The sequence below is a fragment of the Streptomyces sp. cmx-18-6 genome (assembly GCF_046548915.1).
Taxonomy (GTDB): Bacteria; Actinomycetota; Actinomycetes; order Streptomycetales; family Streptomycetaceae; genus Streptomyces.
On record NZ_JAEBEP010000001.1, the window covers coordinates 384,717 to 408,859 of the forward strand.

Annotated in this window: 22 protein-coding genes; 10 read left to right on the forward strand and 12 right to left on the reverse strand. The window is 70.8% G+C overall.

The window, feature by feature from the left end:
- The first annotated feature begins 43 nt into the window (after positions 1-43).
- Positions 44-259, forward strand: a complete 216-nt coding sequence (locus tag ACLJPL_RS01720) for an FmdB family zinc ribbon protein (protein WP_093693929.1) — start codon at positions 44-46, stop codon at positions 257-259.
- Positions 260-455: 196 nt separating this feature from the next.
- On the opposite strand, the gene ACLJPL_RS01725 is transcribed toward ACLJPL_RS01720, so the two are convergent.
- The 4 genes from ACLJPL_RS01725 to ACLJPL_RS01740 all read right to left on the reverse strand — a co-directional run bounded on the left by ACLJPL_RS01725 (position 456) and on the right by ACLJPL_RS01740 (position 5,783).
- On the reverse strand, positions 456-1,115 hold the full coding sequence (locus ACLJPL_RS01725; RefSeq protein WP_411078837.1) for an O-methyltransferase: 660 nt from the start codon (positions 1,113-1,115) through the stop codon (positions 456-458).
- Between the two features lie 114 nt (positions 1,116-1,229).
- Entirely contained in the window at positions 1,230-2,063 is an 834-nt protein-coding gene (locus ACLJPL_RS01730) for an HAD family hydrolase (protein WP_411078838.1), read from the reverse strand.
- Positions 2,060-4,600 carry a phosphoribosyltransferase gene (locus tag ACLJPL_RS01735; RefSeq protein WP_411078839.1) on the reverse strand — a complete coding sequence of 847 codons (2,541 nt, stop codon included), beginning with the start codon at positions 4,598-4,600 and terminating at the stop codon, positions 2,060-2,062. Before ACLJPL_RS01735 ends, ACLJPL_RS01730 begins: the two co-directional genes overlap by 4 nt.
- Positions 4,601-4,610: 10 nt before the next feature.
- The gene (locus tag ACLJPL_RS01740; RefSeq protein WP_411078840.1) at positions 4,611-5,783 is read right to left on the reverse strand and encodes an HpcH/HpaI aldolase/citrate lyase family protein; all 1,173 of its coding nucleotides are present in this window, start codon (positions 5,781-5,783) and stop codon (positions 4,611-4,613) included.
- A 243-nt stretch (positions 5,784-6,026) separates the two neighbouring features.
- On the opposite strand from ACLJPL_RS01740, the gene ACLJPL_RS01745 reads away from it, so the two are divergent.
- Positions 6,027-6,974 carry a TerD family protein gene (locus ACLJPL_RS01745; RefSeq protein ID WP_411078841.1) on the forward strand — a complete coding sequence of 316 codons (948 nt, stop codon included), beginning with the start codon at positions 6,027-6,029 and terminating at the stop codon, positions 6,972-6,974.
- 158 nt (positions 6,975-7,132) lie between these two features.
- Here the strand turns inward: ACLJPL_RS01745 and ACLJPL_RS01750 are convergent, their stop codons facing one another.
- The 6 genes from ACLJPL_RS01750 to ACLJPL_RS01775 form a co-directional block, all read right to left on the reverse strand.
- Entirely contained in the window at positions 7,133-7,867 is a 735-nt protein-coding gene (locus ACLJPL_RS01750; protein ID WP_411078842.1) for a Tellurium resistance, read from the reverse strand.
- 156 nt (positions 7,868-8,023) lie between these two features.
- Positions 8,024-9,184 carry a DUF475 domain-containing protein gene (locus tag ACLJPL_RS01755; RefSeq protein WP_411078843.1) on the reverse strand — a complete coding sequence of 387 codons (1,161 nt, stop codon included), beginning with the start codon at positions 9,182-9,184 and terminating at the stop codon, positions 8,024-8,026.
- A gap of 74 nt (positions 9,185-9,258) precedes the next feature.
- Positions 9,259-9,834 carry a TerD family protein gene (locus tag ACLJPL_RS01760; protein ID WP_103511683.1) on the reverse strand — a complete coding sequence of 192 codons (576 nt, stop codon included), beginning with the start codon at positions 9,832-9,834 and terminating at the stop codon, positions 9,259-9,261.
- A gap of 199 nt (positions 9,835-10,033) precedes the next feature.
- The gene (locus ACLJPL_RS01765) at positions 10,034-10,609 is read right to left on the reverse strand and encodes a TerD family protein (RefSeq protein WP_018511706.1); all 576 of its coding nucleotides are present in this window, start codon (positions 10,607-10,609) and stop codon (positions 10,034-10,036) included.
- 222 nt (positions 10,610-10,831) lie between these two features.
- Positions 10,832-11,290, reverse strand: coding sequence for a peroxiredoxin (locus ACLJPL_RS01770; RefSeq protein ID WP_411078844.1), 459 nt, complete (start codon positions 11,288-11,290; stop codon positions 10,832-10,834).
- 151 nt (positions 11,291-11,441) lie between these two features.
- Positions 11,442-11,879, reverse strand: coding sequence for a DUF3052 domain-containing protein (locus tag ACLJPL_RS01775; protein WP_031122320.1), 438 nt, complete (start codon positions 11,877-11,879; stop codon positions 11,442-11,444).
- A 506-nt stretch (positions 11,880-12,385) separates the two neighbouring features.
- Here ACLJPL_RS01775 and aceE point away from each other — a divergent pair.
- Positions 12,386-15,118: a pyruvate dehydrogenase (acetyl-transferring), homodimeric type gene (gene aceE / locus ACLJPL_RS01780; RefSeq protein ID WP_411078845.1), complete on the forward strand. Its 2,733-nt coding sequence runs from the start codon at positions 12,386-12,388 to the stop codon at positions 15,116-15,118.
- A gap of 113 nt (positions 15,119-15,231) precedes the next feature.
- Here aceE and ACLJPL_RS01785 read toward each other — a convergent pair whose 3' ends face one another.
- A complete protein-coding gene (locus tag ACLJPL_RS01785; protein WP_411078846.1) occupies positions 15,232-15,765 on the reverse strand; it encodes a peptidase inhibitor family I36 protein in 534 nt (177 codons plus the stop codon).
- Positions 15,766-15,997: 232 nt separating this feature from the next.
- On the reverse strand, positions 15,998-17,617 hold the full coding sequence (locus ACLJPL_RS01790; protein ID WP_411078847.1) for an MFS transporter: 1,620 nt from the start codon (positions 17,615-17,617) through the stop codon (positions 15,998-16,000).
- Positions 17,618-17,733: 116 nt separating this feature from the next.
- Here ACLJPL_RS01790 and ACLJPL_RS01795 point away from each other — a divergent pair, with 116 nt between their 5' ends.
- The 7 genes from ACLJPL_RS01795 (at position 17,734) to ACLJPL_RS01825 (ending at position 24,118) form a co-directional block, all read left to right on the forward strand.
- A complete protein-coding gene (locus tag ACLJPL_RS01795; protein WP_411078848.1) occupies positions 17,734-18,414 on the forward strand; it encodes a TetR/AcrR family transcriptional regulator in 681 nt (226 codons plus the stop codon).
- Positions 18,415-18,510: 96 nt separating this feature from the next.
- Entirely contained in the window at positions 18,511-19,719 is a 1,209-nt protein-coding gene (locus ACLJPL_RS01800) for an alpha/beta hydrolase (protein ID WP_411078849.1), read from the forward strand.
- A gap of 135 nt (positions 19,720-19,854) precedes the next feature.
- Positions 19,855-20,265: a VOC family protein gene (locus ACLJPL_RS01805; protein WP_411078850.1), complete on the forward strand. Its 411-nt coding sequence runs from the start codon at positions 19,855-19,857 to the stop codon at positions 20,263-20,265.
- Between the two features lie 98 nt (positions 20,266-20,363).
- Positions 20,364-20,897 carry a helix-turn-helix transcriptional regulator gene (locus ACLJPL_RS01810; protein ID WP_411078851.1) on the forward strand — a complete coding sequence of 178 codons (534 nt, stop codon included), beginning with the start codon at positions 20,364-20,366 and terminating at the stop codon, positions 20,895-20,897.
- Between the two features lie 5 nt (positions 20,898-20,902).
- Positions 20,903-21,550: a glyoxalase gene (locus tag ACLJPL_RS01815; RefSeq protein WP_411078852.1), complete on the forward strand. Its 648-nt coding sequence runs from the start codon at positions 20,903-20,905 to the stop codon at positions 21,548-21,550.
- Positions 21,551-21,672: 122 nt separating this feature from the next.
- A complete protein-coding gene (locus tag ACLJPL_RS01820) occupies positions 21,673-22,647 on the forward strand; it encodes a DUF4429 domain-containing protein (protein WP_411078853.1) in 975 nt (324 codons plus the stop codon).
- Between the two features lie 124 nt (positions 22,648-22,771).
- Positions 22,772-24,118 carry a sensor histidine kinase gene (locus tag ACLJPL_RS01825; RefSeq protein ID WP_411078854.1) on the forward strand — a complete coding sequence of 449 codons (1,347 nt, stop codon included), beginning with the start codon at positions 22,772-22,774 and terminating at the stop codon, positions 24,116-24,118.
- Positions 24,119-24,143 lie beyond the last annotated feature (25 nt).

The window sequence follows — 24,143 nt, forward strand, 5'->3', positions numbered from 1 at the left end:
GGCGGCCGTAGCCGCCGGGCGGCAATGGCTCTAGCCTGAGGCCATGCCTCGCTATGAATTCCGCTGCCGCACCTGCGGCGACACGTTCGAACTCAGCCGCCCCATGGCCCAGTCCTCGGACCCGGCCTCCTGCCCCGCAGGCCACGACGACACGGTGAAGCTGCTGTCCGCCGTGGCCGTGGGCGGCGCCGCCGCGTCCGCCCCCGCGCCGTCCGGCGGCGGGGGCGGTGGCTGCTGCGGCGGGGGTTGCTGCGGCTGAACCCGCCACGTCGTTGCTGCGGCTGAACCCGCCACGTCGTTGTTGCGGCTGAACCCGCCACGTCATTGTTGCGGCTGGGCCCGGTCGCATAGTCGTCGCGGCTGAGCCCGACCACGTACGCGCTGTGGCTGGGCCCGGCCGTGCAGCTCTTGCGTTGCGGCTGGACCCGGCCACGTATGCGAAAAAGCGCGGCGCGCTACTTCTTCCGCGCGAGCGTCAGTCCGTCCGCGACCGTCAGCAGCACGCTGTCCATCCGGTCGTCGGCGCTCACGTGGTCGTTGAACTCCTTGATCGCCGCCGTCGATCCCGTCGCCTCCGGGTCCGTGACACCGCCGTGGAAGAGCACGTTGTCCACGGCGATGACACCGCCCTGCCGCATCCGGGGCACCAACTGCTCCCAGTACGCGATGTACCCGCCCTTGTCCGCGTCCAGGTAGGCGAAGTCGATGTGCGGCTCGGCGGGCATCGCCCGCAGGGTGTCCAGGGCCGGGGCGATGCGCAGGTCGATCCGGTCCGCGACGCCCGCCTTCTCCCATGCCTCACGGCCGTACGCCGTCCACTCCTCCGAGATGTCGCAGGCGATCAGCGTGCCGTCCGCGGGCAGCGCCTGCGCCATCGCCAGGGCGCTGAACCCGGTGAACGTGCCGACCTCCACCACGTGCCGCGCGCCCACCAGCCGGACGAGGAAGGCGAGCAGCGGGGCCTGCTCCTCGGCCGACAGCATGCCCGCGCGGTCGGGGAACCGGGCGTTCGTGGTCTCCACCAGCTCCCGCTGGACCGGGTCCAGCGGCGGGTTGTGGGCCAGCGCGTACGCGTACAGCTCGTCCGTGATCGTGGTCTCGTTGCCCTTGGTCATCCGGTGCGCTTCCCTCGGTTTCGTGGAACGGCGATGTCGTACGAGCGCGCGGCGTACAGACTCCGCGCCCCGCCCCCCCAGCCTCGCGCAACGACCGCCCGCACGCACGGGAACTCACGCGGTCGAAGCCGCCAGGAACCGGCGCAGGATCTCCTCCCCCGCCGCCGCGCCCCGCTCCTCCAGCGCCACGACGTGCGGGGCGCGCCAGTCGTTCTCGGCCAGTTCGCCGTGGCCGGGGCGCCAGCCGAGGTCGGCGGCGAGCAGCAGGTCCGCGTCGAGGAGGGAGTCCCCCGCGGCGAGCGTGCGGGTGGCGCCGGAGCGGCGGGCGACCTCGCTCATGGCGGCGCTCTTGGTGAGCGGCACCGGGACCGCGTAGATCTTGCGGCCCTGGAGGGAGACGGTCCAGCCGCGCTCCTGTGCCCAGGCCGCCAGCTCCTTCACCCATTCCTCGGGGAGGAGGGAGCGTTCGACGACCAGATAGGCGAAGAGGTTCTCGGCCACCCGCTCCTTGAGGAGCCAGGCCGGGTCGGCGGTGGCGGCGAGGTGGGCGCGGATCTCGGTGAGGGGGGCGCACTCGGCGGCGATCCGTGCCTCCACCTGGGTCTGCCAGTCGTGGTCGGAGACGCCGTCGACCAGGATGTGCCCGCCGTTGGCGCAGATCGCGTACCTCGGGGCGGGGCCGGGGAGGTGGATGCGGTGGTACTGCTCGCGGGTCCGGGTGGTGGTGGGGACGAAGACCGTGGAGCCGGCCACGTCGGTGAGGAGGGCGGCGGCCGTCTCCGTCATGTACGAGAGGGGCTTGTGGCCGTACACCTCGACGCAGAGGAGCCTGGGAGCCTCCGCGTCCGGCATCGACAGGCCGAGCGCGGCGGCCGAGTAGATCAGCGTACGGTCGAGGTCGCTGGCCACCAGCGTGGCCGGTGAAGCGTCCGGTGGGGTCGTGCTCATGCGCCCGTCACCGCCTTGCCGTCCGCGCCCGTCGCGCCCCGGGTGTACCTGGGGTGGATCAGACCGACACAGCTGTACGGGAGGTCCTCGACCTCCTCGACCGGGACGCCGCGTTGTTCCGCCAGCAGCCGGATATGGGTCAGGTCCGCGCCCGCGCCGCGCTTGGCGAGGATCTTCCAGGGGACCCGGCGCAGCAGCACCCGGGTGGTCTCGCCGACGCCCGGCTTGACCAGGTTGACGTCGTGGATGCCGTACTCCTCGCTGATCCGCTCGACGGCCGCCCAGCCCTCCCAGGTCGGGGCCCGGTCGACGGCCGGCAACTCCTTGGCATCGGCGTCCACTTGGTCCGCCACCTCGTCGAAGCGCGCGGTCACCGCGGCCAGGAAGTCGCCGGAGACGTCGGAGTCCGCCAGCTCGCGGTAGAACTTCGCGCCGTGGAAGTCGTCGGGGCCGACCAGGTCGGCGCGGAGCACCGTACGGGAAATGAGGCCGGAGACCGTGGAGTTGAGACAGGCGGAGGGGATGAGGAAGTCCTCGCGGGTGCCGTACGTCCGCACACAGCCGCCCGGGTCCGCGAGCACCGCGATCTCCGGGTCGAAGCCGGCGGGCCCGCCCGACGCCTCGAACTCGCTGACGGCAGCCGCCAGTTCGCGGGTGATCGCGCCCTTGCCGGTCCAACCGTCGACGAACACCACGTCCGCCGGGTCGTGATGGGCGGCGAGCCAGCGCAGGGCGGTGGCGTCGATGCCCCGGCCCCGGACGATGGAGATGGCGTAGTGCGGCAGGTCCAGGCCGTGCCGGTGGCGGGCCCAGTGGCGCATCAGGACCCCGACGGGCGTTCCGGCGCGGGCGAGCGAGACGAGGACCGGGCGCGGCCCGCGCTCGGCGAGGACCGTCTCGGTGACGGTGCCCACCGCGCGGGCGATGCGCGCGGCGGAGGCGTCCAGGGCGGCCGTGAACAGGGCCTGGTACTCGGCGCTCGGCTGGTACTCCACGGGCAGCGACTCGGCGTAGTGCGCCCCGCCGCTCTGGATCGCCTCCTCGCGCTCCTCGGTGGGCGCTTCCAGCACGGTGTCCGAGAGGTCCTGGAGCAGCCAGCCGACATCCTCGGGGGCGTAACTGGAGAAGGCGGGGCCTCTCAGGGGCTCGGGCAGCACGGCGGGCTCCAGCGTGTGGTGGTGGTGAGGGGTGTACGAGGGGACGGCGGCGAGCAGGACATGGCCGGTGTGCTCCGCGAGGCGGGCCAACAGGCCGTCCGGGGCATGCAGTTCGGCGGTGTCGGCGGTGGAGTCGACGACGGCGACCACCGCGTCGAAGCCCGCCCCCGCCACGTTGTACGCGTACCGGTCGCCGGGACCGTCCGCCGGGTCGTCGTGGGCGGGGAAGACGAGCCGGGTGCGTATCGCGTAGCCGGGGTCGTCGACGGCGAGGACCGGGGAGCGGGTGGTGGTGGAGAAGCGGACCTCGGCGCCGGGGCCCAGCAGCGTTTCCAGGGCGGCGCCCAGGCGCAGCGGCGCGTACATCAGCTCCTCGAAGCCGAGGACGAGCACCCGGCCCCGGCGGGCCCGGTCCCCCAGCGCGGCCGCGATCCGCTCCGCCATGCCCGGGAGCGCCGCTTCGAGCGCCGCCCGGTGGGCCGGGGTGAAGCCGTGCCGGCCGCCGTCCGGAACGCCCGCGGGCCAGCCGAGGTCGACCCGGGTGACGGGGGCGACGGGTCCGGACGCGGTCGTACGCGGCTCCGCCTGCCCGGCCTCCCCGCCCCGACCTGCCGCCCGCTCCGCCTGCTCGGCCTCCTGCGCGGCGACCAGGGCCCGGCCCCGCTCCAGTACGCCTTCGGGGAGCGTGACCGTGCCCGTGTTGCGGGTCACCAGGTCGACGCGGGCCCCGATCTCGGCGGCGAAGGCGGTCAGCCGGTCGTGGTCCTCCGCCGAGCGCATGTCGACCAGCGCGACGATGACGTACCGCTCGCGCGGGTGCGACTCGTGCAGCGCGCGGATGGTGTTGAGCACCGTGTTGCCGGTGGAGAACTCGTCGTCGACCAGCACCAGAACGGAAGCACCGGTCTCCGCGCGCCCCGCCAGCAGCCCGGGGTCCTCCGGCAGCAGCAGGTGCGAGGTGGCGTGCGAGTGGGACTCCTCGAAGCCGCCCGCCGGTGCGACGCCCGGGATGGGACGGCGGGTGGAGTGGAGGTACGGGGCGTCCCGCAGGCCGTCCGCGACGGCGTGGCCGAGGCCGGTGGCCGTCTCCGCGTACCCGACGACGACCGCGCGGCGGGCCTCCCGCGCGCCGAGGAGGGCCCGGACGCGCTCGCCGAGGCCGTACCCGGCTCCGTACACGACGGAAGGGTGCTGGGGCACGTGCTTGCCCAGCACGTTGGAGACGAGCAGGTGGGCCCGCTTGGGGTTGCGGCGCAGGGCGAGGCCCAGCAGCCCCCGGAGCTCCCCGTCGCCCTCCAGGGCCACTCCCAGCCGCTCGGCCACCCAGTCGCCCGACCACACCACGTCCACGATCTCTTCTCTCGTCGCGCGCTCGCTCATCGATACGCGCTCAGTTCGCCAGGCCGACGGCCAGCAGGTCCACGAAGCCGACGTCTTCGCCGGCCACCCCGAAGACCTCGGCCCGCTGGAGCGTGCGCTCGGCCCAGGCCCGGTGGGGCTTCACTTCATTCATCTTGTTCGTATACGCCGAGCGCAGCACCCCGCCGCCCCCGCGCTCCGGCCGCAGGATGTCCTGCGCGTCGGTGAACTCCTCGTGGCTGACCACGGACAGCGCGTGCACGGGGGCCACGTGCGACGGATGGATGCAGGTCTTGCCGAGCAGGCCGTTGGCCCGGTCGAGCTCGATCTCCCGCAGCAGCCCGTCCAGGTCGTGTTCGATGAGGGCCGTACGCAGTTCCTCGGCGCTGCCCTCCAGGAAGGGGCTGCGGCGGAGCTGGGGCTTGAACATGCGCTCCTGGCGGCGGAAGTACTCCCAGACCGGGCCGGTGATCGTGAAGCCGGTGCCGTCCGCGCGGCCCAGCACGTTGACCACGTCGGCGATGACGGAGCCGACGATCTGGACGTCGTACGCCGTCATGTCGGGCGCTCGGCGCAGCCCGTAGGCGGAGCAGAAGTCGGTGACGCCGAGCCGCAGGGCGAGCACCCGCTCCCGGTACTTGTCGACGCAGCGCGCGATGCCCTGGAGCACTTCGCCCCGGGTCTCCAGGTGGAGCAGCTCGGGCGATTCGAGGACCGGCATCGCGAACAGCCGCTGCCCGCAGGACGCCTCGGCCTCCGCCAGGGCCTCCAGGAAGAGGGCCCCGCGCTCCTCGGTGAACTTGGGAAGTACAAAACCGGACAACGTCCGGATCGACGTGCCGAGCCGCCGCACCAGGTCGGTGATCTGGCCCGGTTCGCGGACCCGGACGAACAGGAGCGGCAGTCCCGCGCCGGTCGCGTCCCGTTCCGCGAGGTCCGTGAACTGCCTGACCAGGTTGGCCTCCGCGTCGACCACCTCGGCGTCGTCGATCGAATCCTCCAGGCAGAGCACCATGGAGACGACGCCTCGCCCGGCCTGCTTCAGCACATCGTCGGCCAGCGTGGGCCGGGTGGCCGGGGAGTAGAGCGTGGCGCCCAGGGCGACCGAGAGCAGGCTCGCGGACGAGGCCGCGCTGAACTCACACGGCTCCCGAAAGAACAGGCCCTCCCGGGCAGCGGGCGATATATGCCCGAAGTGACGCATGAGTTTCCCCCGAACTGCCTGACCGGCCGGACAACGTATGGCCGGTAATAGTACGTACGGACGAGTGTCAACAGTTCCCCATGTACATGAATTTCCGGTTACCCGGCCTTCGCCCGGGCTCCCTTCGCGCTACCGTCCGGCCCTGCTCCTTCCCCCTCTCCGGCCGGGCGTCAGGGGAACGAAGTGCGGTCTTCGCCGCCCCCACGTTGTCCGCCGGGGCCGCCAGCAGGCAGGATGACGCCCATGACGCACACGATGCTGAAGGGCTCGAACGTCCCGGTCGACGCCATGGCCGTACGGGCCGTGCTGCGCTGGACCCCGGGGGCCGACGTCCCCGACGTGGACGCCTCCGCCCTGCTGCTCGGCGCCCTGGGCCGTGTGCGCTCCGACGAGGACTTCGTCTTCTACAACCAGCCGCGCCACCCCTCCGGGCTGGTCCGGCGGCTCCCCAAGCGCAGCATCGCCGAGGGGCTCACGGACACCATCGAGGCGGACCTCACCGCGCTGGACGCGTCGGTGGACCAGGTGGTCATCGCCGCGTCGTCCGATGGGGCCGCCTTCCAGCAGGTGCCGGACCTGCGGATACTTCTCTTCGACGCCGCGCTCGCCGACGCCGAGCCGCTGGCCGTCTTCGATGTGCGGCCCGAGACCGGGGAAGAGACCGCGATCATCTGCGGGGAGCTCTACCGGCGCGGTGAGGGGTGGAAGTTCCGGGCGGTCGGCCAGGGGTATCCGACCGGACTGATCGGGCTGGCCACCGCCTTCGGGATCTCGGTCGACGATTCGGAGACCGGGGGCGGGGCGGCCGGGGAACCGGCGGCAGCCGTACAGCCGACCGCCGCCCAGTCGTCGTCCGCCCAGCCGTCGAACGCCCAGTCGTCGAACGCGCGGGGGCCCGCCCAACCGCCCGCCGCCGCCCCCGCCTCCGGCCCCGACTCGCAGGCCACGGTCCTGCACCAGCAGCCCGCGTACGGCTATCCGCCGCCCGTCGCGCCCCCTGCCATGCCTCCCGCCGCGCCCGCTGTGCCCGCCCCGCAGCCCGCCGTGGGCCATCAGCCGGCGTACGGCTACCCGCAGGGGGCCGGTGCGCCGCCCGCGTACGGCTATCCGCAGCCCGCGGCGGCCGCCGCGCACGCACCGGACCCGCATTTCGTCCTGCCTCCGCAAGGTCCGCAGTTCATCCGGTCCTGAACCTGGAGCGTTCATCCGGTCCTGAGCCCGGCGCGAGGAGGCCCGGCACGGGAGGCCCGGCGCGGAAGGCCCGGCACGGGGAGCCCCGCACGGGAGGCCCGGCGCGAAGAACGGCGGAACCCTCAGGTCCGTTTCGAGCGGTCTTACGGGGCCGGCCCTCAGGTCCGTGACTTGTACCCGCGCCCCCACTGCATGCCGTAGCCGTACAGCCGGTCCAGCTCGGACTGGAACCCGTAGACGAACTTCACCTCGCGCCGCACGATCAGCTCGTCCTTGATGTTCTCCACGGTGAAGACCGCACAGGACCGGGCCTGCGGCGCGCGCTCGTCCAGCTCGATCTCGATCCGGGGGCCGTTGCCCGGGTAGAGCGTGATCTTGGCGTGCGTACGGTCGAAGGCGGGCGTCCGGTCGTAGATGTAGACGAAGAACAGCAGCCGCTTGATCTGGTCGCGCTGGTCGAGGTTGACGTAGACCGTCTCCCCGGAGGGCGCGCCGAAGCGGTCGTCGCCGCTGAGCCGGATGTAGGGCGGGCCGTTCAGGTCGCCCATCAGGTTGCCCAGCGGCTGGACGACGCCCTTGGTGCCGTCCGTCAGCTCGTACATGCAGCCGAGGTCCAGGTCGACGTTGACCACGCCCTGGGTGTGCGCCTGGACCACCTCGGGCTGGAAGAGCTTCAGCGGGCGGCGCAGCCGGCCGCTCTGGCGCGAGCGGCCCTCGATGTCGGAGCTGCGCATCCGCCAGGACAGGTTGACCCGGAGGTTGCCCGAGAGGGCGCCCTGTTTGCTGAGCGAGACCGTGGCGTTGCGCTTGGAGAGCACGATCGCGCTCGATGTGCCGTTGCCCGAGTCGAACTGCGCCGCGCGCGCCGGCCACAGGCCGTCGAAGAACCCCATCCCAACCCCCACCTGTCGGCCTGTCGCCGGCCGTCGGCTGTCGCCACCGGCCCCGCACACTGCTGCGGGGCGGCCCCCGGGCCGGATCCGGGGGATCCCGGAGAGCCGTCGCCGTGTGGGCCGCCCCGCAGAGAGCGTTCCTCAATCCCTACCGAGTCACACCCCGGAGTGGACTTCGGCCTTGGGTCCCGGACTTCCTCCGGTGTCCCCGCCGGCCCCGCCCGAGGCAGCGATGGCCCTGTTGCGGCGGAGCGAGGACCAGAAGGAGAGGCCGATGAGGACGACGCCGATCAGGCCGGTGATGATCTCGTTGATCTCGTACCGGATGGTGACCAGCAGGATGACGGAGAGCGCGCCGATCGCGTAGTGCGCGCCGTGCTCCAGGTAGACGTAGTCGTCCAGCGTGCCCTGGCGGACCAGGTAGACGGTGAGCGAACGGACGTACATGGCGCCGATGCCGAGGCCGAGGGCCATCAGCACGATCTCATTCGTGATGGCGAAGGCGCCGATGACGCCGTCGAAGGAGAACGAGGCGTCGAGGACTTCCAGGTAGAGGAAGAGGAAGAACGCGGCCTTTCCGGCGAGGGCGACCCCGGTGACGGGCTTGCCCGCCTTCTTGGCCTTCTCCTCGGCCTCGTGCTCGCGCTCCTCCTCCTCTTCGAGCTTGCCCTCGAAGAACCCGGAGAGCCCGCCGACGACGAGGTAGGTGATCAGACCCGCGATACCCGAGAGCATGACGGTCGACGCCTTGTCCACGTGCCCGCCACCGTGCTGGTGGGCCTGGGTCGCGAAGGTCATGGCGGTGATCATCAGAATGATCAGCGCGACGCAGACCGACAGCATGTCGACCTTGCCGAGCTTGGCGAGCGGGCGCTCGATCCAGCGCAGCCACTGGATGTCACGGTCCTCGAAGATGAAGTCGAGGAAGATCATCAACAGGAACATGCCACCGAAGGCGGCGATCGACGGATGGGCGTCCGTCACCAGTTCCTTGTACCTGTCGGGGTCGTTGAAGGAGAGGTCGATGGCCTCGATCGGCCCGAGCTGGGCGCTCACGGCGACGATGACGACGGGGAACACCAGCCGCATACCGAAGACGGCGATGAGGATGCCGATGGTGAGGAAGATCTTTTGCCAGAAGGCGTTCATCTTCTTCAGAATTCCGGCGTTGATCACCGCATTGTCGAAGGACAGCGAGATCTCCAGGATCGTCAGAATCGCGACGATGCCGAATGCCTGCCACCCCCCGTAGAAGAAGGCTGCGACCAGGCCGAGCGCGGTGACCGCGAACGACCAGCCGAAGGTTTTCATGACCACTGGCTACCCCATCGTGTTATGTAAGGGTCTCCCCCGGTGTGTACGGGGCTCCCCCGCGCCGTGCGGACGCGGCGTTATGAAACGTTGACGCCGAAGTCTAGAGCGATGCCGCGCAGCCCCGACGCGTACCCCTGGCCTACTGCACGGAATTTCCACTCGCCGTTGTACCGGTAGAGCTCACCGAAGATCATCGCGGTCTCCGTGGAGGCGTCCTCGCTCAGGTCGTAGCGCGCCAGCTCCTGGCCGTCCGCCTGGTTCACCACCCGGATGAAGGCGTTGCTGACCTGGCCGAACGCCTGGCCGCGGTTGTCGGCGTCATGGATCGAGACCGGGAAGACGATCTTGTCGCAGTGGGCGGGGACCTGGTCGAGCCGGACGATGACCGACTCGTCGTCGCCCTCGCCCTCACCCGTGAGGTTGTCACCGGTGTGCTCGACGGAGCCGTCCGGGCTGGTGAGGTTGTTGTAGAAGACGAACCACTCGTCGCCGAGCACCCGGCCCGACTGGCACAGCAGTGCGCTGGCGTCGAGGTCGAAGTCGGCTCCGGTGGTGGAGCGTGCGTCCCAGCCGAGCCCGACCAGCACCTGCGTGAGGTTGGGTGCGACCTTGGAGAGGGAGACATTGCCTCCCTTGGCGAGTGTGACGCCCATGTGTGTCCTCCCCGAGTCGTGAATACGCTGACGGGCGCTTTCGACGCCCGTGCTCGGGCGTCGAAAGCGCCCGGTCAGGGTGGACCCGGCCATGATCCGCCGGACACACCCTGAGCACGTCCGGCGCCGCACAGGATGCGGCGCCGGACGGGTGGAGCGTGAGCGCTGCGCGCTCGGTGTCGCTGCGGGCCCGACGTCCTCAGACGTTGACGCCGAAGTCCTGCGCGATGCCGCGCAGACCCGAGGCGTAGCCCTGGCCGATGGCACGGAACTTCCACTCGGCGCCGTTGCGGTAGAGCTCGCCGAAGACCATCGCGGTCTCCGTCGAGGCGTCCTCGCTCAGGTCGTAGCGGGCGAGCTCGGAGTTGTCGGCCTGGTTCACCACGCGGATGTACGCGTTGCGGACCTGGCCGAAGCTCTGCTGACGGCTCTCGGCCTCGTAGATCGAGACCGGGAAGACGATCTTGTCGACGTCGGCCGGGACGCCGGCGAGGTTCACCTTGATGACCTCGTCGTCGCCCTCGCCCTCACCGGTGAGGTTGTCACCGGTGTGCTCGACGGAACCGTCGGGGCTCTTCAGGTTGTTGAAGAAGACGAAATTGCCGTCCGCCGCGACCTTGCCCTCGGCGTTCGCCAGCAGCGCGCTGGCGTCGAGGTCGAAGTCGCCGCCGGTGGTGGTGCGGGCGTCCCAGCCCAGACCGACGATGACCGCGGTCAGGTTGGGCGCGGCCTTGGTCAGCGAGACGTTGCCGCCCTTGCTGAGGCTGACTCCCACGAGTCCTCCAGTAGTTTTCTCAGGGGCCGGCAGACACCAGCGTCCCCGTCGTTCGTTGGCATCGGATCAACGATTGGATCCTAGTGACCGGTTCCCGGCCAAAACAGGCTTTTGGCCGGGCACGGCCGGAAGATCGCCCGGATCCGGTCGCGGACCGGGCGGGTCAGGGCATGTCAGGCGGATCAGGACCGGGCAGGATCCGCCGGACACGCCCTCTGGGCGTCAGAGCGCTTCGAGCGCCTTGACGTAGTCGTTCAGGTCGCGGGCGTCGGGCAGGCCGTTGACGACGCTCCAGCGGACGACGCCCGCCTTGTCGATGACGAAGGTCCCGCGCACCGCGCAGCCCTTGTCCTCGTCGAAGACGCCGTAGGCCCGCGAGGTCTCGCCGTGCGGCCAGAAGTCGGAGAGCAGCGGGTATTCCAGGCCCTCCTGCTCGGCGAAGACGCGCAGGGTGTGGATGGAGTCGTTGGACACGGCGAGGAGCTGGGTGTCGTCGTTCTCGAAGCGCGGCAGCTCGTCGCGGAGCGCGCACAGCTCGCCCGTGCAGACCCCGGTGAAGGCGAACGGGTAGAACAGCAGCACCACGTTCTTCCCGCCCCGGAGGTCCGAGAGCCTCACGGTCCGGCCGTGGTTGTCCTTCAGTGCAAAGTCCGGGGCCTCGGTGCCGACCTCGATCGCCATGGAACACGTATCCCTTCGCCGCTTCCGCTCCCCCGGGCTCGGTCCGTCCGGGGGCGACGCACCCACCCTACGCACGGCCGGAAGACCGCGTACGAAGGCCCCCGGCAGCGCGTGAACGCCATCGGGGGCCCCCGGGTGGTGCAGCGAGTGGTCAGCGCTTGGCCTTGGCCCCCTTGGGGGTGACCAGACGGCTGCCCGTCCAGTCCTTGCCCGCGCTGATGCTCTTGGTCTGGGCGAGACCGGCTGTCTGGGCAGCCTCGTTGATGTCGCTCGGCTCGACGTATCCGTCACGGCCGGTCTTCGGCGTCATCAGCCAGACCGTACCGCCGTCCTCGAGCAGACCAATGGCATCCACCAGCGCGTCCGTAAGGTCGCCGTCCTCGTCGCGGAACCAGAGCAGGACGACGTCGGCGACGTCGTCGTACTCCTCGTCGACGAGTTCCTGGCCGGTAGTGGCCTCAATGCCCTCACGGAGCTCCAGCTCGACGTCTTCGTCGTAGCCGATCTCCTGGACCACTTGTCCGGGCTCGAACCCCAGGCGTGCTGCCGGGTTGGTCCGCTCCTCCGCGTGGTCCGCGGTCGCGCTCACGGGTTGCCTCCTGATCATGTCTTCGGAAAATGCTCGGCCACGCGCGTGCGCGGGGCGTAGGCCGTAGTCCACACGGGCCCGGCGAATCGCGCAAGTACCCGGCGTACGAGACCGCCTTAAACGGTGACGTTCCCTGCCACGTCACCGCAAGCTCCGGCAAGTCTCTCCCGGGCTCGGGGCTGTCTCTCCGGGGCTCCGCAAGGTCACCCCATCCGTTTACGTCCTTCCTCAGCTTATGCCGTTTCGCTCCGCCAATCGGAGTCGAACAGCCTTTGGGAACACTTGGACGCCTTGGGCGTAAGGTTGCGGTTTGCCCGTACCCCGCCGCGTACTGCCCATACTCGTGCCCCGCCGGAGAAATTTCGGAACCTCGGGGTTACCCCACGGTAGAGATGACGTTCGGGCCCTCGCGGTAGCACGATGGAGGCGGCGCACACACAGTTGTCCCGGGGGTACGTTCCCCGTAACAGACCCCGCAGAGCACCACCGAACAGCGAAGGAACAGTGTGGCTTCCGGATCCGATCGCAACCCGATCATCATTGGCGGCCTTCCGAGCCAGGTCCCGGATTTTGATCCGGAGGAGACCCAGGAATGGCTCGACTCCCTCGACGCCGCCGTCGACGAGCGAGGCCGTGAGCGGGCCCGCTACCTGATGCTCCGCCTCATCGAACGGGCACGCGAGAAGCGCGTCGCCGTGCCGGAGATGCGCAGCACGGACTACGTGAACACGATCGCCACGAAGGACGAGCCGTTCTTCCCGGGCGACGAGGAGATCGAGCGCAAGGTCCTCAACGCGACCCGCTGGAACGCGGCCGTGATGGTCTCCCGGGCGCAGCGCCCCGGGATCGGCGTCGGCGGCCACATCGCCACCTTCGCCTCCTCCGCCTCGCTGTACGACGTGGGCTTCAACCACTTCTTCCGCGGCAAGGACCAGGGCGACGGCGGCGACCAGATCTTCTTCCAGGGGCACGCCTCCCCCGGGATCTACGCCCGCGCGTTCCTGCTCGACCGGCTGAGCGAGGCCCAGCTCGACGCGTTCCGCCAGGAGAAGTCGAAGGCGCCGAACGGGCTGTCCAGCTACCCGCACCCGCGGCTGATGCCGGACTTCTGGGAGTTCCCGACCGTCTCGATGGGCCTCGGCCCGCTCGGCGCGATCTACCAGGCGCGGATGAACCGCTACATGGAGGCGCGCGGCATCGCCGACACCTCCAAGTCGCACGTCTGGGCCTATCTGGGCGACGGCGAGATGGACGAGCCCGAGTCGCTGGGCCAGCTGTCCATCGCCGCCCGTGAGGGCCTGGACAACCTGACCTTCGTCGTCAACTGCAACCTCCAGCGGCTCGACGGCCCGGTGCGCGGCAACGGCAAGATCATCCAGGAGCTGGAGTCGCAGTTCCGGGGCGCCGGCTGGAACGTCATCAAGCTGGTCTGGGACCGCTCCTGGGACCCGCTGCTGGCGCAGGACCGCACGGGCATCCTGGTCAACAAGCTGAACACGACGCCTGACGGCCAGTTCCAGACGTACGCCACCGAGACCGGCTCGTACATCCGCGAGCACTTCTTCGGCGACGACCCGCGGCTGCGGGACATGGTCAAGGACATGTCCGACCAGCAGATCCTGCACCTCGGGCGCGGCGGCCACGACCACAAGAAGGTCTACGCGGCCTATGCGGCGGCCAAGGCGCACAAGGGCCAGCCGACCGTGATCCTCGCGCAGACGGTCAAGGGCTGGACGCTGGGGCCGAACTTCGAGGGCCGCAACGCGACCCACCAGATGAAAAAGCTCACGGTCGAGGACCTCAAGCGGTTCCGCGACCGGCTGCACATCCCGATCACCGACAAGCAGCTGGACGAGGGCTACCCGCCCTACTACCACCCGGGCCGCGACTCGGAGGAGATCCAGTACATGCACGATCGCCGCAACAGCCTGGGCGGCTATGTGCCGACCCGGGTGGTGCGTGCGAAGCCCCTGCCGCAGCCCGAGGACAAGACGTACGCGGCTGCGAAGAAGGGTTCGGGTTCGCAGTCGATCGCCACCACCATGGCGTTCGTCCGCATCCTGAAGGACCTCATGCGGGACAAGGAGATCGGCAAGCGGTTCGTGCTGATCGCCCCCGACGAGTACCGCACGTTCGGCATGGACGCTTTCTTCCCGAGTGCGAAGATCTACAACCCGCTTGGCCAGCAGTACGAGGCGGTCGACCGCGATCTGCTGCTCGCGTACAAGGAGTCGCCCACGGGCCAGATGCTGCACGACGGCATCTCCGAGGCGGGCTGTACGGCCTCGCTGATCGCCGCCGGTTCGGCGTACGCGACGCACGGCGAGCCGCTGATCCCGGTGTACGTCTTCTACTCGATGTTCGGGTTCCAGCGCACCGGTGACCAGTTCTGGCAGATGGCCGACCAGCTCTCGCGCGGTTTCGTGCTCGGCGCGACCGCCGGGCGTACGACGCTGACCGGCGAGGGCCTCCAGCACGCGGACGGCCACTCGCAGCTGCTCGCCTCGACCAACCCGGGCTGTGTCGCCTACGACCCGGCCTTCGGGTACGAGATCGCGCACATCATGCAGGACGGGCTGCGCCGGATGTACGGCGAGGCCAACGAGGACGTCTTCTACTACCTCACCGTCTACAACGAGCCGATCCAGCACCCGGCCGAGCCCGAGAACGTGGACGTGGACGGCATCCTCAAGGGTGTCTACCGCTTCAAGCGGGGCGAGGCGGGCGAGGTCCCGGCGCAGATCCTGGCGTCCGGTGTGGCGGTCCCGTGGGCCGTCGAGGCTCAGCGGATCCTTGCCGAGGAGTGGAACGTCAAGGCGGATGTCTGGTCGGCGACCTCCTGGAACGAGCTGCGGCGCGAGGCCGTGGACGTGGAGCGGTACAACCTGCTCCACCCGGAGGAGGAGCAGCGCGTCCCGTATGTGACGCGGAAGCTGGACGGGGCCGAGGGCCCGTTCGTGGCGGTCTCGGACTGGATGCGTTCGGTGCCGGACCAGATCGCGCGCTGGGTGCCCGGTGCGTACCAGTCGCTGGGCGCGGACGGTTTCGGCTTCGCGGACACGCGGGGTGCGGCCCGCCGGTTCTTCCACATCGACGCGCAGTCGATCGTCCTCGCGGTGCTCACCGAGCTCGCGAAGGAGGGCAAGATCGACCGGTCGGCCCTGAAGACGGCGCTGGACCGTTACGACCTCCTGGATGTGGCCGCGGCCGATCCGGGCGCGGCGGGCGGCGACGCGTAGCCGTAGAGCCGGTTCGCAGGGTCCCGAGGGGCGGTGGCGCGCGTGCGTCGCCGCCCCTCGGGCGTATCCGGGGCCACGCGGTCAGGGAGCTGGGGAGTCGAAGGGCCGCGGAGTCAGTTCTCCCAGATCTTGAAGGCTCTGACCTGGTACGGGGACCGGGGCAGCCAGGTCCCACCGCCCGGGTACGTCTCGAACTCGCCCGTCTCCTGGCACTCGGCCGACTGGTACGTGGTGACGGGCCGCCCGGTGCGGTTGGCGAGGGACTGGGCGTCGCCGCCCTTGGGGAGCGGGGTGCAGCTCTCGATGTCGACGGTGGAGAGTTCGAAGGTCTGCCGGGCCCCGGCGAAGTCGGGCTTCTTCCAGAGGCAGAGCCGGCCCGCCTCGCAGGCTCCGAGCCGGACGTCCGAGGGCGTGTTCGCGGCGGGAAGCGCCCAGTCCTGGGCGGGTGCGGGCGGCTCCGCCCGGTCCTGGGCGACTGTGGGCGGCTCCGCCCGGCCCTGAGCGGGTGCCGACGGCTCCGCCCGGCCCTGAGCGAGCGCGGGCGGCTCCGCGCGGCCCTGGGCGAGCGCCGGCGGGATGAGTGTCGACGGGATGAGCACGGTGAGTGCGGTCGCGGTCAGGGCCGCGGCGAGAACGGTCGTACGCATGATGGATGAACCCCCGTGGTCGTGCGCCGCGCCGGGTGGTGGCGCGTGGCGCTGTCCCGACCAGCCTGACCAGCACGGCAGCGCCCGGGGAAGAGGCGAAGGGGCCACGCCACCCTGATAGGCGACAGCCCCGCCGAAAGGGTTCGGCGGGGCTGTGACGTGCGCTGGGTTGACGTGCCCTCCCCCGGGTGCGGGAGGTCTCATCCCCTCTGCGGGGGAAGCGGACCGGGTGTCAGATGTGCCCGACCCCCGCGCCCGCCTCCGCGTTCTCGCCGCGCTTCGTGAGGGTGGCGACCAGGGCCGCGACCACGGCGACACAGCCCGCCACGGTGAAGGCCAGGCCCATGCCGGACATGAAGGTGTCGTGGATGACGCCTCCGATGAGGTCGATGGTGTCCGGCGTCATGTCGGGGACCTTGGAGAGCGCGTCAACCGGGACCATGCCGAACTCGGCGGCCTCCTCCAGCTTCGGGTCGGGCGTGCCGGGCAGGCCCGCGGCCGTCCAGTTGCCCGCGAAGTCGGAGCTGACCTTGGAGGACATGACCGCGCCGAGCACGGCGGTGCCGAGTGCGCCGCCGACCTGCATGGCCGCCTGCTGGAGGCCGCCGGCCACTCCGGAGAGCTCCAGGGGCGCGTTGCCGACGATGACCTCGGTGGCGCCGACCATGACCGGGGCGAGCCCGCAGCCGAGCAGCGCGAACCAGAGGGACATCGTGAAGGTGCCGGTGGACTCGCTGAGCGTCGTCATGCCGAACATGGCGGTGGCCGTGCAGACCATGCCGCCGACCAGCGGGACGCGGGGGCCGAACTTGGTGATCAGCAGACCGGCGACCGGCGAGGAGACGATCATCATGGCCGTCAACGGCAGCAGGTGCAGACCGCTGTCGACCGGGCTGAGGCCGTGGACGCCCTGGAGGAAGAACGTCACGAAGAACAGGCCGCCCATGAAGGCGAACGCCATCAGCACCATGAGGATGGCGCCGGCCGTCAACGGGATGGAGCGGAACATCGCCAGCGGGACGAGCGGCTCGCGCACCCGGGTCTGCCAGAGGCCGAAGGCGAGGAAGAGCACGATCGCGAGGCCGAGGAAGACCCAGGTCAGAGCGCCGCCCCAGCCCCAGGACTCACCGGCCTTGATGATGCCCCAGATGAGGGAGAACATCGCGCCCGAGAGCAGCACGATGCCGAACACGTCGAAGGAGCGCGGCGCGTTGGCGGCGCGGTGGTCCTTGAGGATCACCAGGCCGAAGACGAGCGCGAGGACGCCGACCGGCACGTTGATGAAGAAGACCGACTGCCAGCTGACGTGCTCGACGAGCAGACCGCCGACGATGGGGCCGCCCGCGGTGGACGCGCCGATGACCATGCCCCAGATGCCGATCGCCATGTTCAGCTTCTCGGCGGGGAAGGTGGCCCGCAGCAGGCCGAGCGCGGCGGGCATCAGCAGCGCGCCGAAGAGGCCCTGGAGCACCCGGAAGAGGACGACCAGGCCGATCTCCTTGGAGAAGCCGATCGCGGCGGAGGAGACCGCGAAGCCCGCGATGCCGATCAGGAAGGTCTGGCGGTGGCCGAAGCGGTCACCGAGCTTGCCCGCGGTGATCAGGGCGACGGCGAGGGCGAGCAGATAGCCGTTGGTGATCCACTGGACGTCGGCGAGGGTCGCGCCGAGGTCCTTCTGGATCGCCGGGTTCGCGATGGCGACGATCGTGCCGTCGAGCGCGACCATCATCACGCCGATGGCGACGGCGAACAGGGTCAGCCAGGGGTGGCCGCGAAGACCCTTGGCAGCGGCGGGTACGGGGCCGTCTTCCGGCTCCCGCTGCGCCTTCTCAACGGTGGTCTGACTAGTCATACGGCGGAGACTAGTGACAGCCACTGACAGTTGACAAACGCATTCACCAGTCAGTAGCTGTCAGGTGGCTCACAGGTAAGCTGACCTGGAAGAACAAGGGGAAAGAGGACCGGTACGTGACCCACGGGCAGAGAGTGGAAACCCCGCCCGGACTGCGCGAGCGCAAGAAACAGCGCACCCGCGACGCCCTGTTGCGCGCGGCCCTCGAACTGTTCACCACCCAGGGATACGAGCGCACCACCGTCGACGAGATCGTCGAGGCGGTCGACGTCTCCCAGCGCACCTTTTTCCGCTACTTCGCGAGCAAGGAGGACATCACCTTCGCCGTACAGGAGATGGTCGAGTCCCGCTTCATCGCGGAGCTGCGCCGCCGCCCGGCCGGCGAGGCCCCGTTCGAGGCCATGCGGCGCGCCGTGCTCAGCGCCTGGAACAGCATCGGCGAGGCGATCGAGGAGGTCATCCCGGTGGACCTCCATATGCGGACGTACCAGATGATCGAATCGACCCCTTCCCTGCTCGCCGCCCATATGCGGCGCGGCGTCGCCCTGGAGAACGAGATCGCCCTCCTGATCGCGGAGCGCGAGGGGCTCGACGTGTCGAGGGACCCACGGCCGCGGGTGGCCGTCGCCGCGTTCTCCGGGGTGATGCGGGTGACCGGCCAGCTGTGGGGCCAGGGGCCGGATTCGAGCGTGGAGACGCTGCGCGATCTGACGGAGGAGTATCTCGACCAGCTCGTCCCGGCACTCGCGGGCGACTGGCGGCAGGATGCGCGGGCGTCGGACAGCCGCCGACCATAACCCTGTGTGAAGAATCTCGGTTGAATCCTTCGCAGCCGGGTGACGTGTGCCACCTGGGTCACGGACGCCCTCGCCCGTCTCCTAGGGTGTGGCGCAGTGACTTCTTTCGACTCCTCCCCCACGTTGACCGCATGGCGCGCGCTGCTCGCCGTCGCGGTGGTGTTCGTGATGCTGGCGACCACGGGCTGGTCCGCCGTACGGCATCAGCACGCTGACGGGCCCCGCGAGATCGCGCTCGCCTCCTGGGCGCGGGACCGCATAGCGGGCCGTTCGCTGCCGGAGGCCGATGCTCCGGCCTACCGGCTGGCCCACTTCTTCGCCACGCTCACCTCGGGGCAGCAGGTCGCGCTGGCCGACAAGCACCCATCGGTCGTGGGGAATCTCAACGGCGTCCCGGTCACCCTGCGCTACCACGCCAACCGTCTGGCCATCGGACAGGCGGCGGCAGCGGAGAAGCTGCGCTCGCACGACCCGTCGCTCTCGCCGGACGGCCGCAGCGAAGCGGTGCAACGGATGCACCGCTTCCGGTCGATGCTCGCCGAGGACCGCCAGATCCTGTCCTTCGATCCGTCCGGGAGGGGCCGCGCCGCCGAGGTCTTCGGCGACCTCGACCGCGCCGCCCGGGTGTCCGTGGTCGTCCCCGGCGTCGACACCCATCTCCTGACGCTGGAGCGGAGCAGCCGCGCGTACGCCGCACCGGTCGGCATGGCGAAGGCCCTGTACGGGGCGGAGCGCGCGGCCGCCCCCGGCACCCGTACCGCCGTCATCGCCTGGGCCGACTACACCGCCCCGGCCGGTCTCGGCATGGACGCGGCGCTCGGCGGGCTCGCGGCGCAGGGTGCCCTGCGGCTGAACGCGCTGGTCGGCGCGTTGCCCGGGGCGTCGAAGGTCTCGCTGTTCTGCCACAGTTACGGCTCCGTGGTGTGCGGGATGGCCGCCCATGACGCCCCCGACCGGGTGGCCGACATCGCGGTGGCGGGCAGCCCCGGCATGCGGGCCGGGAGCGCCGCGCGGCTGGAGACCGACGCCCGGATCTGGGCGATGCGGGACGCGGACGACTGGATCGGGGACGTACCGCACCTGGAGTTCGGGGGCATCGGCCACGGGGCCGACCCGGTCGACCCGGCCTTCGGCGCCCGGCTCGTCTCGGCGTCCGGAGCCGCCGGGCACAGCGGCTACTTCGCACCCGGCACCGAGAGCCTCGGCAACTTCGCGGCGATCGGCGTCGGCGCGTACGGGTCGGTCCGCTGCGCGTCCGCCGACAGCGGCTGCCACAGCGGCATTCCCGGTGACCGGGACAGCTGACGGGCGGACCGGGGCGGCTGACGGGCGCGGGGGAAGCATGTGCGCTCCCGGGGCGAGTCCCTGAATGTGCGGGTATGCGGGAATTGATCAGGAATCGAGATGCGTGCTTCGCGGACCGCCCCTAGCCTGCCCGTCATGGACATCACCATTCACATGAGCTCCCTCCCCCACGACGACCCGGACGCGTCGCTCGCCTTCTACCGCGACGTCCTCGGCTTCGAGGTCCGCAGCGATGTCGGGCAGGGCAGGATGCGGTGGATCACGGTCGGCCCGCCGGGTCAGCCCGACACGTCGATTCTCCTGGCGCCGCCGGCCGCCGACCCGGGGGTCACCGAGGACGAGCGCCGCACCATCGCGGAGATGATGGCCAAGGGCACCTACGGCTGGATCCTGCTGGCCACCCCGGACCTCGATGCCGCATTCGAGAAGGCGCAGGCCGGTGACACCGAGGTCGTCCAGGAGCCGACCGAGCAGCCGTACGGCATTCGCGACTGCGCGTTCCGCGACCCGGCGGGCAACCTGGTCCGCATCCAGGAGCTTCGCTGATCTGATGATCCTGACGGGTCTCGTGAGAGAAACGGGACTCGCGAGAGAAACGGCTCTCGTGAGAGAAACGGGTCTCGTCGGAGAAGGGGAGGGTTCCCATGTGTCAGCCCGAATGGCGGCATGCGCGCGTCCAGGCACAGCGTCTGGCTGATCTCGCGCGGCTGCGCCGCGTCCGCGACCGGATGGACAGGGAGTACGCGCGGCCGCTGAACGTCGAGGCGCTCGCCCTTGGTGTGAACATGTCCGCCGGGCACCTCAGCCGTCAGTTCAGATCCGCCTACGGCGAGTCGCCGTACGCGTACCTGATGACGCGGCGCATCGAGCGCGCGACGGCGCTGCTGCGGCGGGGCGACCTCAGCGTCACCGAGGTGTGCTTCGCGGTCGGCTGCGCGTCGCTGGGCACGTTCACCACCCGCTTCACCGAGCTCGTCGGAATGTCGCCGGGGGCCTTCCGGCGACAGGCCGCGGAGGCGGGGGCGGAGGCGGCGGATGACCACGGCGATGTCACGGGCACGATGCGCGGCGCGGGGCCGGCGATCAGGGTGGAGGGCATGCCGGCGTGTGTGGCGAAGCAGGTGACGAGACCCGTCAGGAATCGAGAAGTCACCGCTGCCGAGCAGCCCCTAGCGTGATGGTCATGGCAACCACCGCATCCGACACGTCCCTCGCATCCGTCACCCTCGAGGTGGCCGACCCCGAGGCCGCCCGCCGTTTCTACACCGCCTTCGGCGTGGACGCGTACATCCGCCTGCGGGCGTCCGAGGCGCCCACCGCCGGATTCCGTGGTTTCACCCTGGCGCTCACGGTGTCCCAGCCGGCCACCGTCGACGGCTTCGTCGGCGCCGCCCTGGACGCCGGCGCCACGGTGCTGAAGCCCGCCGTGAAGTCGCTGTGGGGCTACGGCGGCGTCGTCCAGGCCCCGGACGGCACGATCTGGAAGGTCGCCACATCGGCGAAGAAGGACACCGGGCCGGCCACCCGTGAGATCGACGCGATCGTGCTCCTGCTCGGCGTCGAGGACGTGAAGGCCGCCAAACAGTTCTACGTCGGCCGGGGCCTGACCGTGGCCAGGAGCTTCGGCGGCAAGTACGCCGAGTTCGCCTCCGACGAGTCCGGCTCCGCCAAGCTGGCGCTGTACAAGCGCGGCGGGCTCGCCAAGGACCTCGGCGTCCCCGCCGAAGGCGCCGGCTCGCACCGCGTCGTCCTCGGCGGCACCGCCGGCCCCTTCGCCGATCTGGACGGATTCGTCTGGGAGGCCACCGGGGCACTCGCCCCCGCGCCGTGACCGGAAGGGCTGACGCGCGTAGAGACGCGTGAGCGGCCGGCCGGACGCGCGAGGGGCGCCGGGTCGACGAGGACGCACACCGAGGGGGGACGTGTGAGCCCGCGCCGCATACGATGAGGCACATGGGTGATGTGCTGGCCGGAATTCATGCCACCTGGGAGTTCGACACCGACTCCGTGCTCATCCGCTTCGAACGGGGTATCCGCACGCCGAAGCTTCTGCAGAGCCTGCGGGAGCGCCGCATCCCGCATGGTGCGCTGTCGTCGGTGACGCTGACCCCGGGCAAGCGGGACACGGTGGTCCTGCGTGTCGTGCCGAGACCGGGTGCCGACCCGCTCCTGGAGGCTGCCGCGGGGCAGCTCAAGGAGGGGTGCGACCCCTACCGCCTGGTGCTTCCGGCGGAGCGCGAGCTGCTCGCCGAGTACTACGCGGACGAGCTGCGCGCCCGTCTCGGCCCTGAGTGCGACGAGCCCGCCGACCGTTTCCTGATCGCCGCCCCCGAAGCGCCGATGCAGTTCAAGGCGTACGACGGGCGGGCCGCTTTCGACGGGGAGCGGGTCTCCTTCCGGTGGTTCTGGACCGGAGCCTCCAGCGCCAAGTGGAAGGCGGGCGACCAGACCTACCGGGTGAGCGAGTTGGCCGGAATCGAGTGGCGCTCCCCCGAGGCCCTGGACGGCTATCTGCGTCTGGTGCCCCGCGCGGCCGCCCCCTCCGACTGTCGTACGGGCGGCAGCCTGGGCGACCTGCACGGCCCCGGCGGCGCTTCCGGGCAGGTGGAGGCGGAAGACGCGTCCGTGAACGGGGCCCCGGCCGCCGCGAGCCGCGCTCCGGCCGACCAGGATCCGGCGGCGGTTGTTTTCGGCCTGGGATACGGGCCGGTGCACCAGTCGCTGCCCTTCGCCGCCGCCGTACTGGAATCCGTCCGCCGGACCCAGACCGCGCCCGTCGCCTCGACCCCGGTCCTGGTGGGCGCCGGGCGGCGCGACCCCGCGGACATCGCCGAGCGGATACATCACCTCGGCGAGCTGCATCAGGCGGGGCTGGTCACGGACGACGAGTACAGCGCGAAGAAGGCGCAGTTGCTCGCCGAGCTGTGAGGGCCCGCCCAGCCGGTGAGCCCGGCCGGAGGGCACCCCGTACTGGAGTATCAGGCGGGCGGCGGCGGTTCGGAACCCCGGTATGACGCCAGGGACCCGTTCGCCTGCCTACGCTGAACCGGTCATGCCCACTTCCTCCCCCGCCGGGCCCCTGCCGCCCGCCGACGGCCTGCTGAGCGCCGCCCGCCGCAATCTGCGCGAGCTCGCCCACGAGCTGTCCCACGTGTCCCATCCGTCCACGCCGTTGCTGGCCGGCGCGCCGAAGCTGTGGCAGCGCCTGCTCCCGTACGTCGTGGTCCTCGCCCTCGCGGCCACCTTCATCCCCGTCACCATCACCGTCCTGGCCGATGATTACGGCGTGTCCGGCGCGCTGGCGGGAGCACTCGGCGTGGCGCAGGCGGCGCCGCTGCTGATGCTGGCCCACCGGCCCCTCCAGGCATGGTGGATCATCTTTCCCGCCGACGTCGCGGGCGCGCTGGTGCTGCTGGGGCGGCCCGCCGCTCAGCACGGCGTCTGGCCGTGGACCCCGCCGGTGATCGTCGCCTACCTCTTCCTGCTGCTGGCGGTCGGGCTGCGCGAGACCCGGCGGACCGTGATCGGCGTATGGCTGGTGACGGGCGCGGCGGGCGCGCTGCTGCACCTGATCTCACCGGATCGCAGCGACGGCAGCGCCCTGCTCCTGACCATCCTCGGCGCGGTCGTGCTGGTGATCGGCGGGGCGGTGCGGGAGAGGGGCGTGGCGCAGCGCCGGCTGGCCGAGCAGGAGACGATCAGCGAGGCCGAGCGGTCCCACCGCACGCTGCTGGAGGAACGGACGCGGATCGCGCGCGAGTTGCACGACGTGGTCGCCCACCACATGTCGGTGATCACCGTGCAGGCCGACTCCGCCCCGTACCGCATCAGCGGGCTGCCGAAGGCCGCCGAGGAGGAGTTCACGGCCATCGCGGCGGCGGCGCGGGAGTCGCTGGGCGAGATGCGGCGGCTGCTGTCGGTGCTGCGCAGCGACGGCACCGAGGGCGACCGGGCCCCGCAGCCCGGGCTGGACCGGCTCCAGCAGTTGGTGGAGGCGACGGTGCGGGCCGGGCTCCCGGCACAACTGGCGCTGAGCACAGAGCTGCGCTCGTGGCCGGGCGGGGTGCCCCCGGCGGTGGACCTGTCGGCGTACCGGATCGTGCAGGAGGCCCTGGCCAACGTGGTGCGGCACGCGCCGGGGGCCCGCACCCAGATCCTCGTCGCGCCGGACAAGGGTCACCTCCTCGTGCTGGTCGTCAACGGGCCCGCCGCCACCCGCGCTTCGCCGCTGGAGACGAGCGGGACCGGGCACGGGCTGGTCGGGATGCGGGAGCGCGTACGGTTGACCGGCGGCACGCTGGACACCGGCCCGCTGCCGGACGGCGGGTTCCGGGTCGCCGCCCGGATGCCGCTGCCGCCGCCCACCGCGCCCGTCGCACCACCCACATCACCCGCATAACCCACCCCGCGCCTCCGGAGGACCT

Bases quoted from the DNA above. Each gene is read 5' to 3' on its own strand.
- ACLJPL_RS01720 (WP_093693929.1), top strand. From the start codon at position 44: ATGCCTCGCTATGAATTCCGCTGCCGCACCTGCGGCGACACGTTCGAA.
- ACLJPL_RS01725 (WP_411078837.1), bottom strand. From the start codon at position 1,115: ATGACCAAGGGCAACGAGACCACGATCACGGACGAGCTGTACGCGTAC.
- ACLJPL_RS01730 (WP_411078838.1), bottom strand. From the start codon at position 2,063: ATGAGCACGACCCCACCGGACGCTTCACCGGCCACGCTGGTGGCCAGC.
- ACLJPL_RS01735 (WP_411078839.1), bottom strand. From the start codon at position 4,600: ATGAGCGAGCGCGCGACGAGAGAAGAGATCGTGGACGTGGTGTGGTCG.
- ACLJPL_RS01740 (WP_411078840.1), bottom strand. From the start codon at position 5,783: ATGCGTCACTTCGGGCATATATCGCCCGCTGCCCGGGAGGGCCTGTTC.
- ACLJPL_RS01745 (WP_411078841.1), top strand. From the start codon at position 6,027: ATGACGCACACGATGCTGAAGGGCTCGAACGTCCCGGTCGACGCCATG.
- ACLJPL_RS01750 (WP_411078842.1), bottom strand. From the start codon at position 7,867: ATGGGGTTCTTCGACGGCCTGTGGCCGGCGCGCGCGGCGCAGTTCGAC.
- ACLJPL_RS01760 (WP_103511683.1), bottom strand. From the start codon at position 9,834: ATGGGCGTCACACTCGCCAAGGGAGGCAATGTCTCCCTCTCCAAGGTC.
- ACLJPL_RS01770 (WP_411078844.1), bottom strand. From the start codon at position 11,290: ATGGCGATCGAGGTCGGCACCGAGGCCCCGGACTTTGCACTGAAGGAC.
- ACLJPL_RS01785 (WP_411078846.1), bottom strand. From the start codon at position 15,765: ATGCGTACGACCGTTCTCGCCGCGGCCCTGACCGCGACCGCACTCACC.
- ACLJPL_RS01790 (WP_411078847.1), bottom strand. From the start codon at position 17,617: ATGACTAGTCAGACCACCGTTGAGAAGGCGCAGCGGGAGCCGGAAGAC.
- ACLJPL_RS01805 (WP_411078850.1), top strand. From the start codon at position 19,855: ATGGACATCACCATTCACATGAGCTCCCTCCCCCACGACGACCCGGAC.
- ACLJPL_RS01810 (WP_411078851.1), top strand. From the start codon at position 20,364: ATGTGTCAGCCCGAATGGCGGCATGCGCGCGTCCAGGCACAGCGTCTG.
- ACLJPL_RS01815 (WP_411078852.1), top strand. From the start codon at position 20,903: ATGGCAACCACCGCATCCGACACGTCCCTCGCATCCGTCACCCTCGAG.
- ACLJPL_RS01820 (WP_411078853.1), top strand. From the start codon at position 21,673: ATGGGTGATGTGCTGGCCGGAATTCATGCCACCTGGGAGTTCGACACC.
- ACLJPL_RS01825 (WP_411078854.1), top strand. From the start codon at position 22,772: ATGCCCACTTCCTCCCCCGCCGGGCCCCTGCCGCCCGCCGACGGCCTG.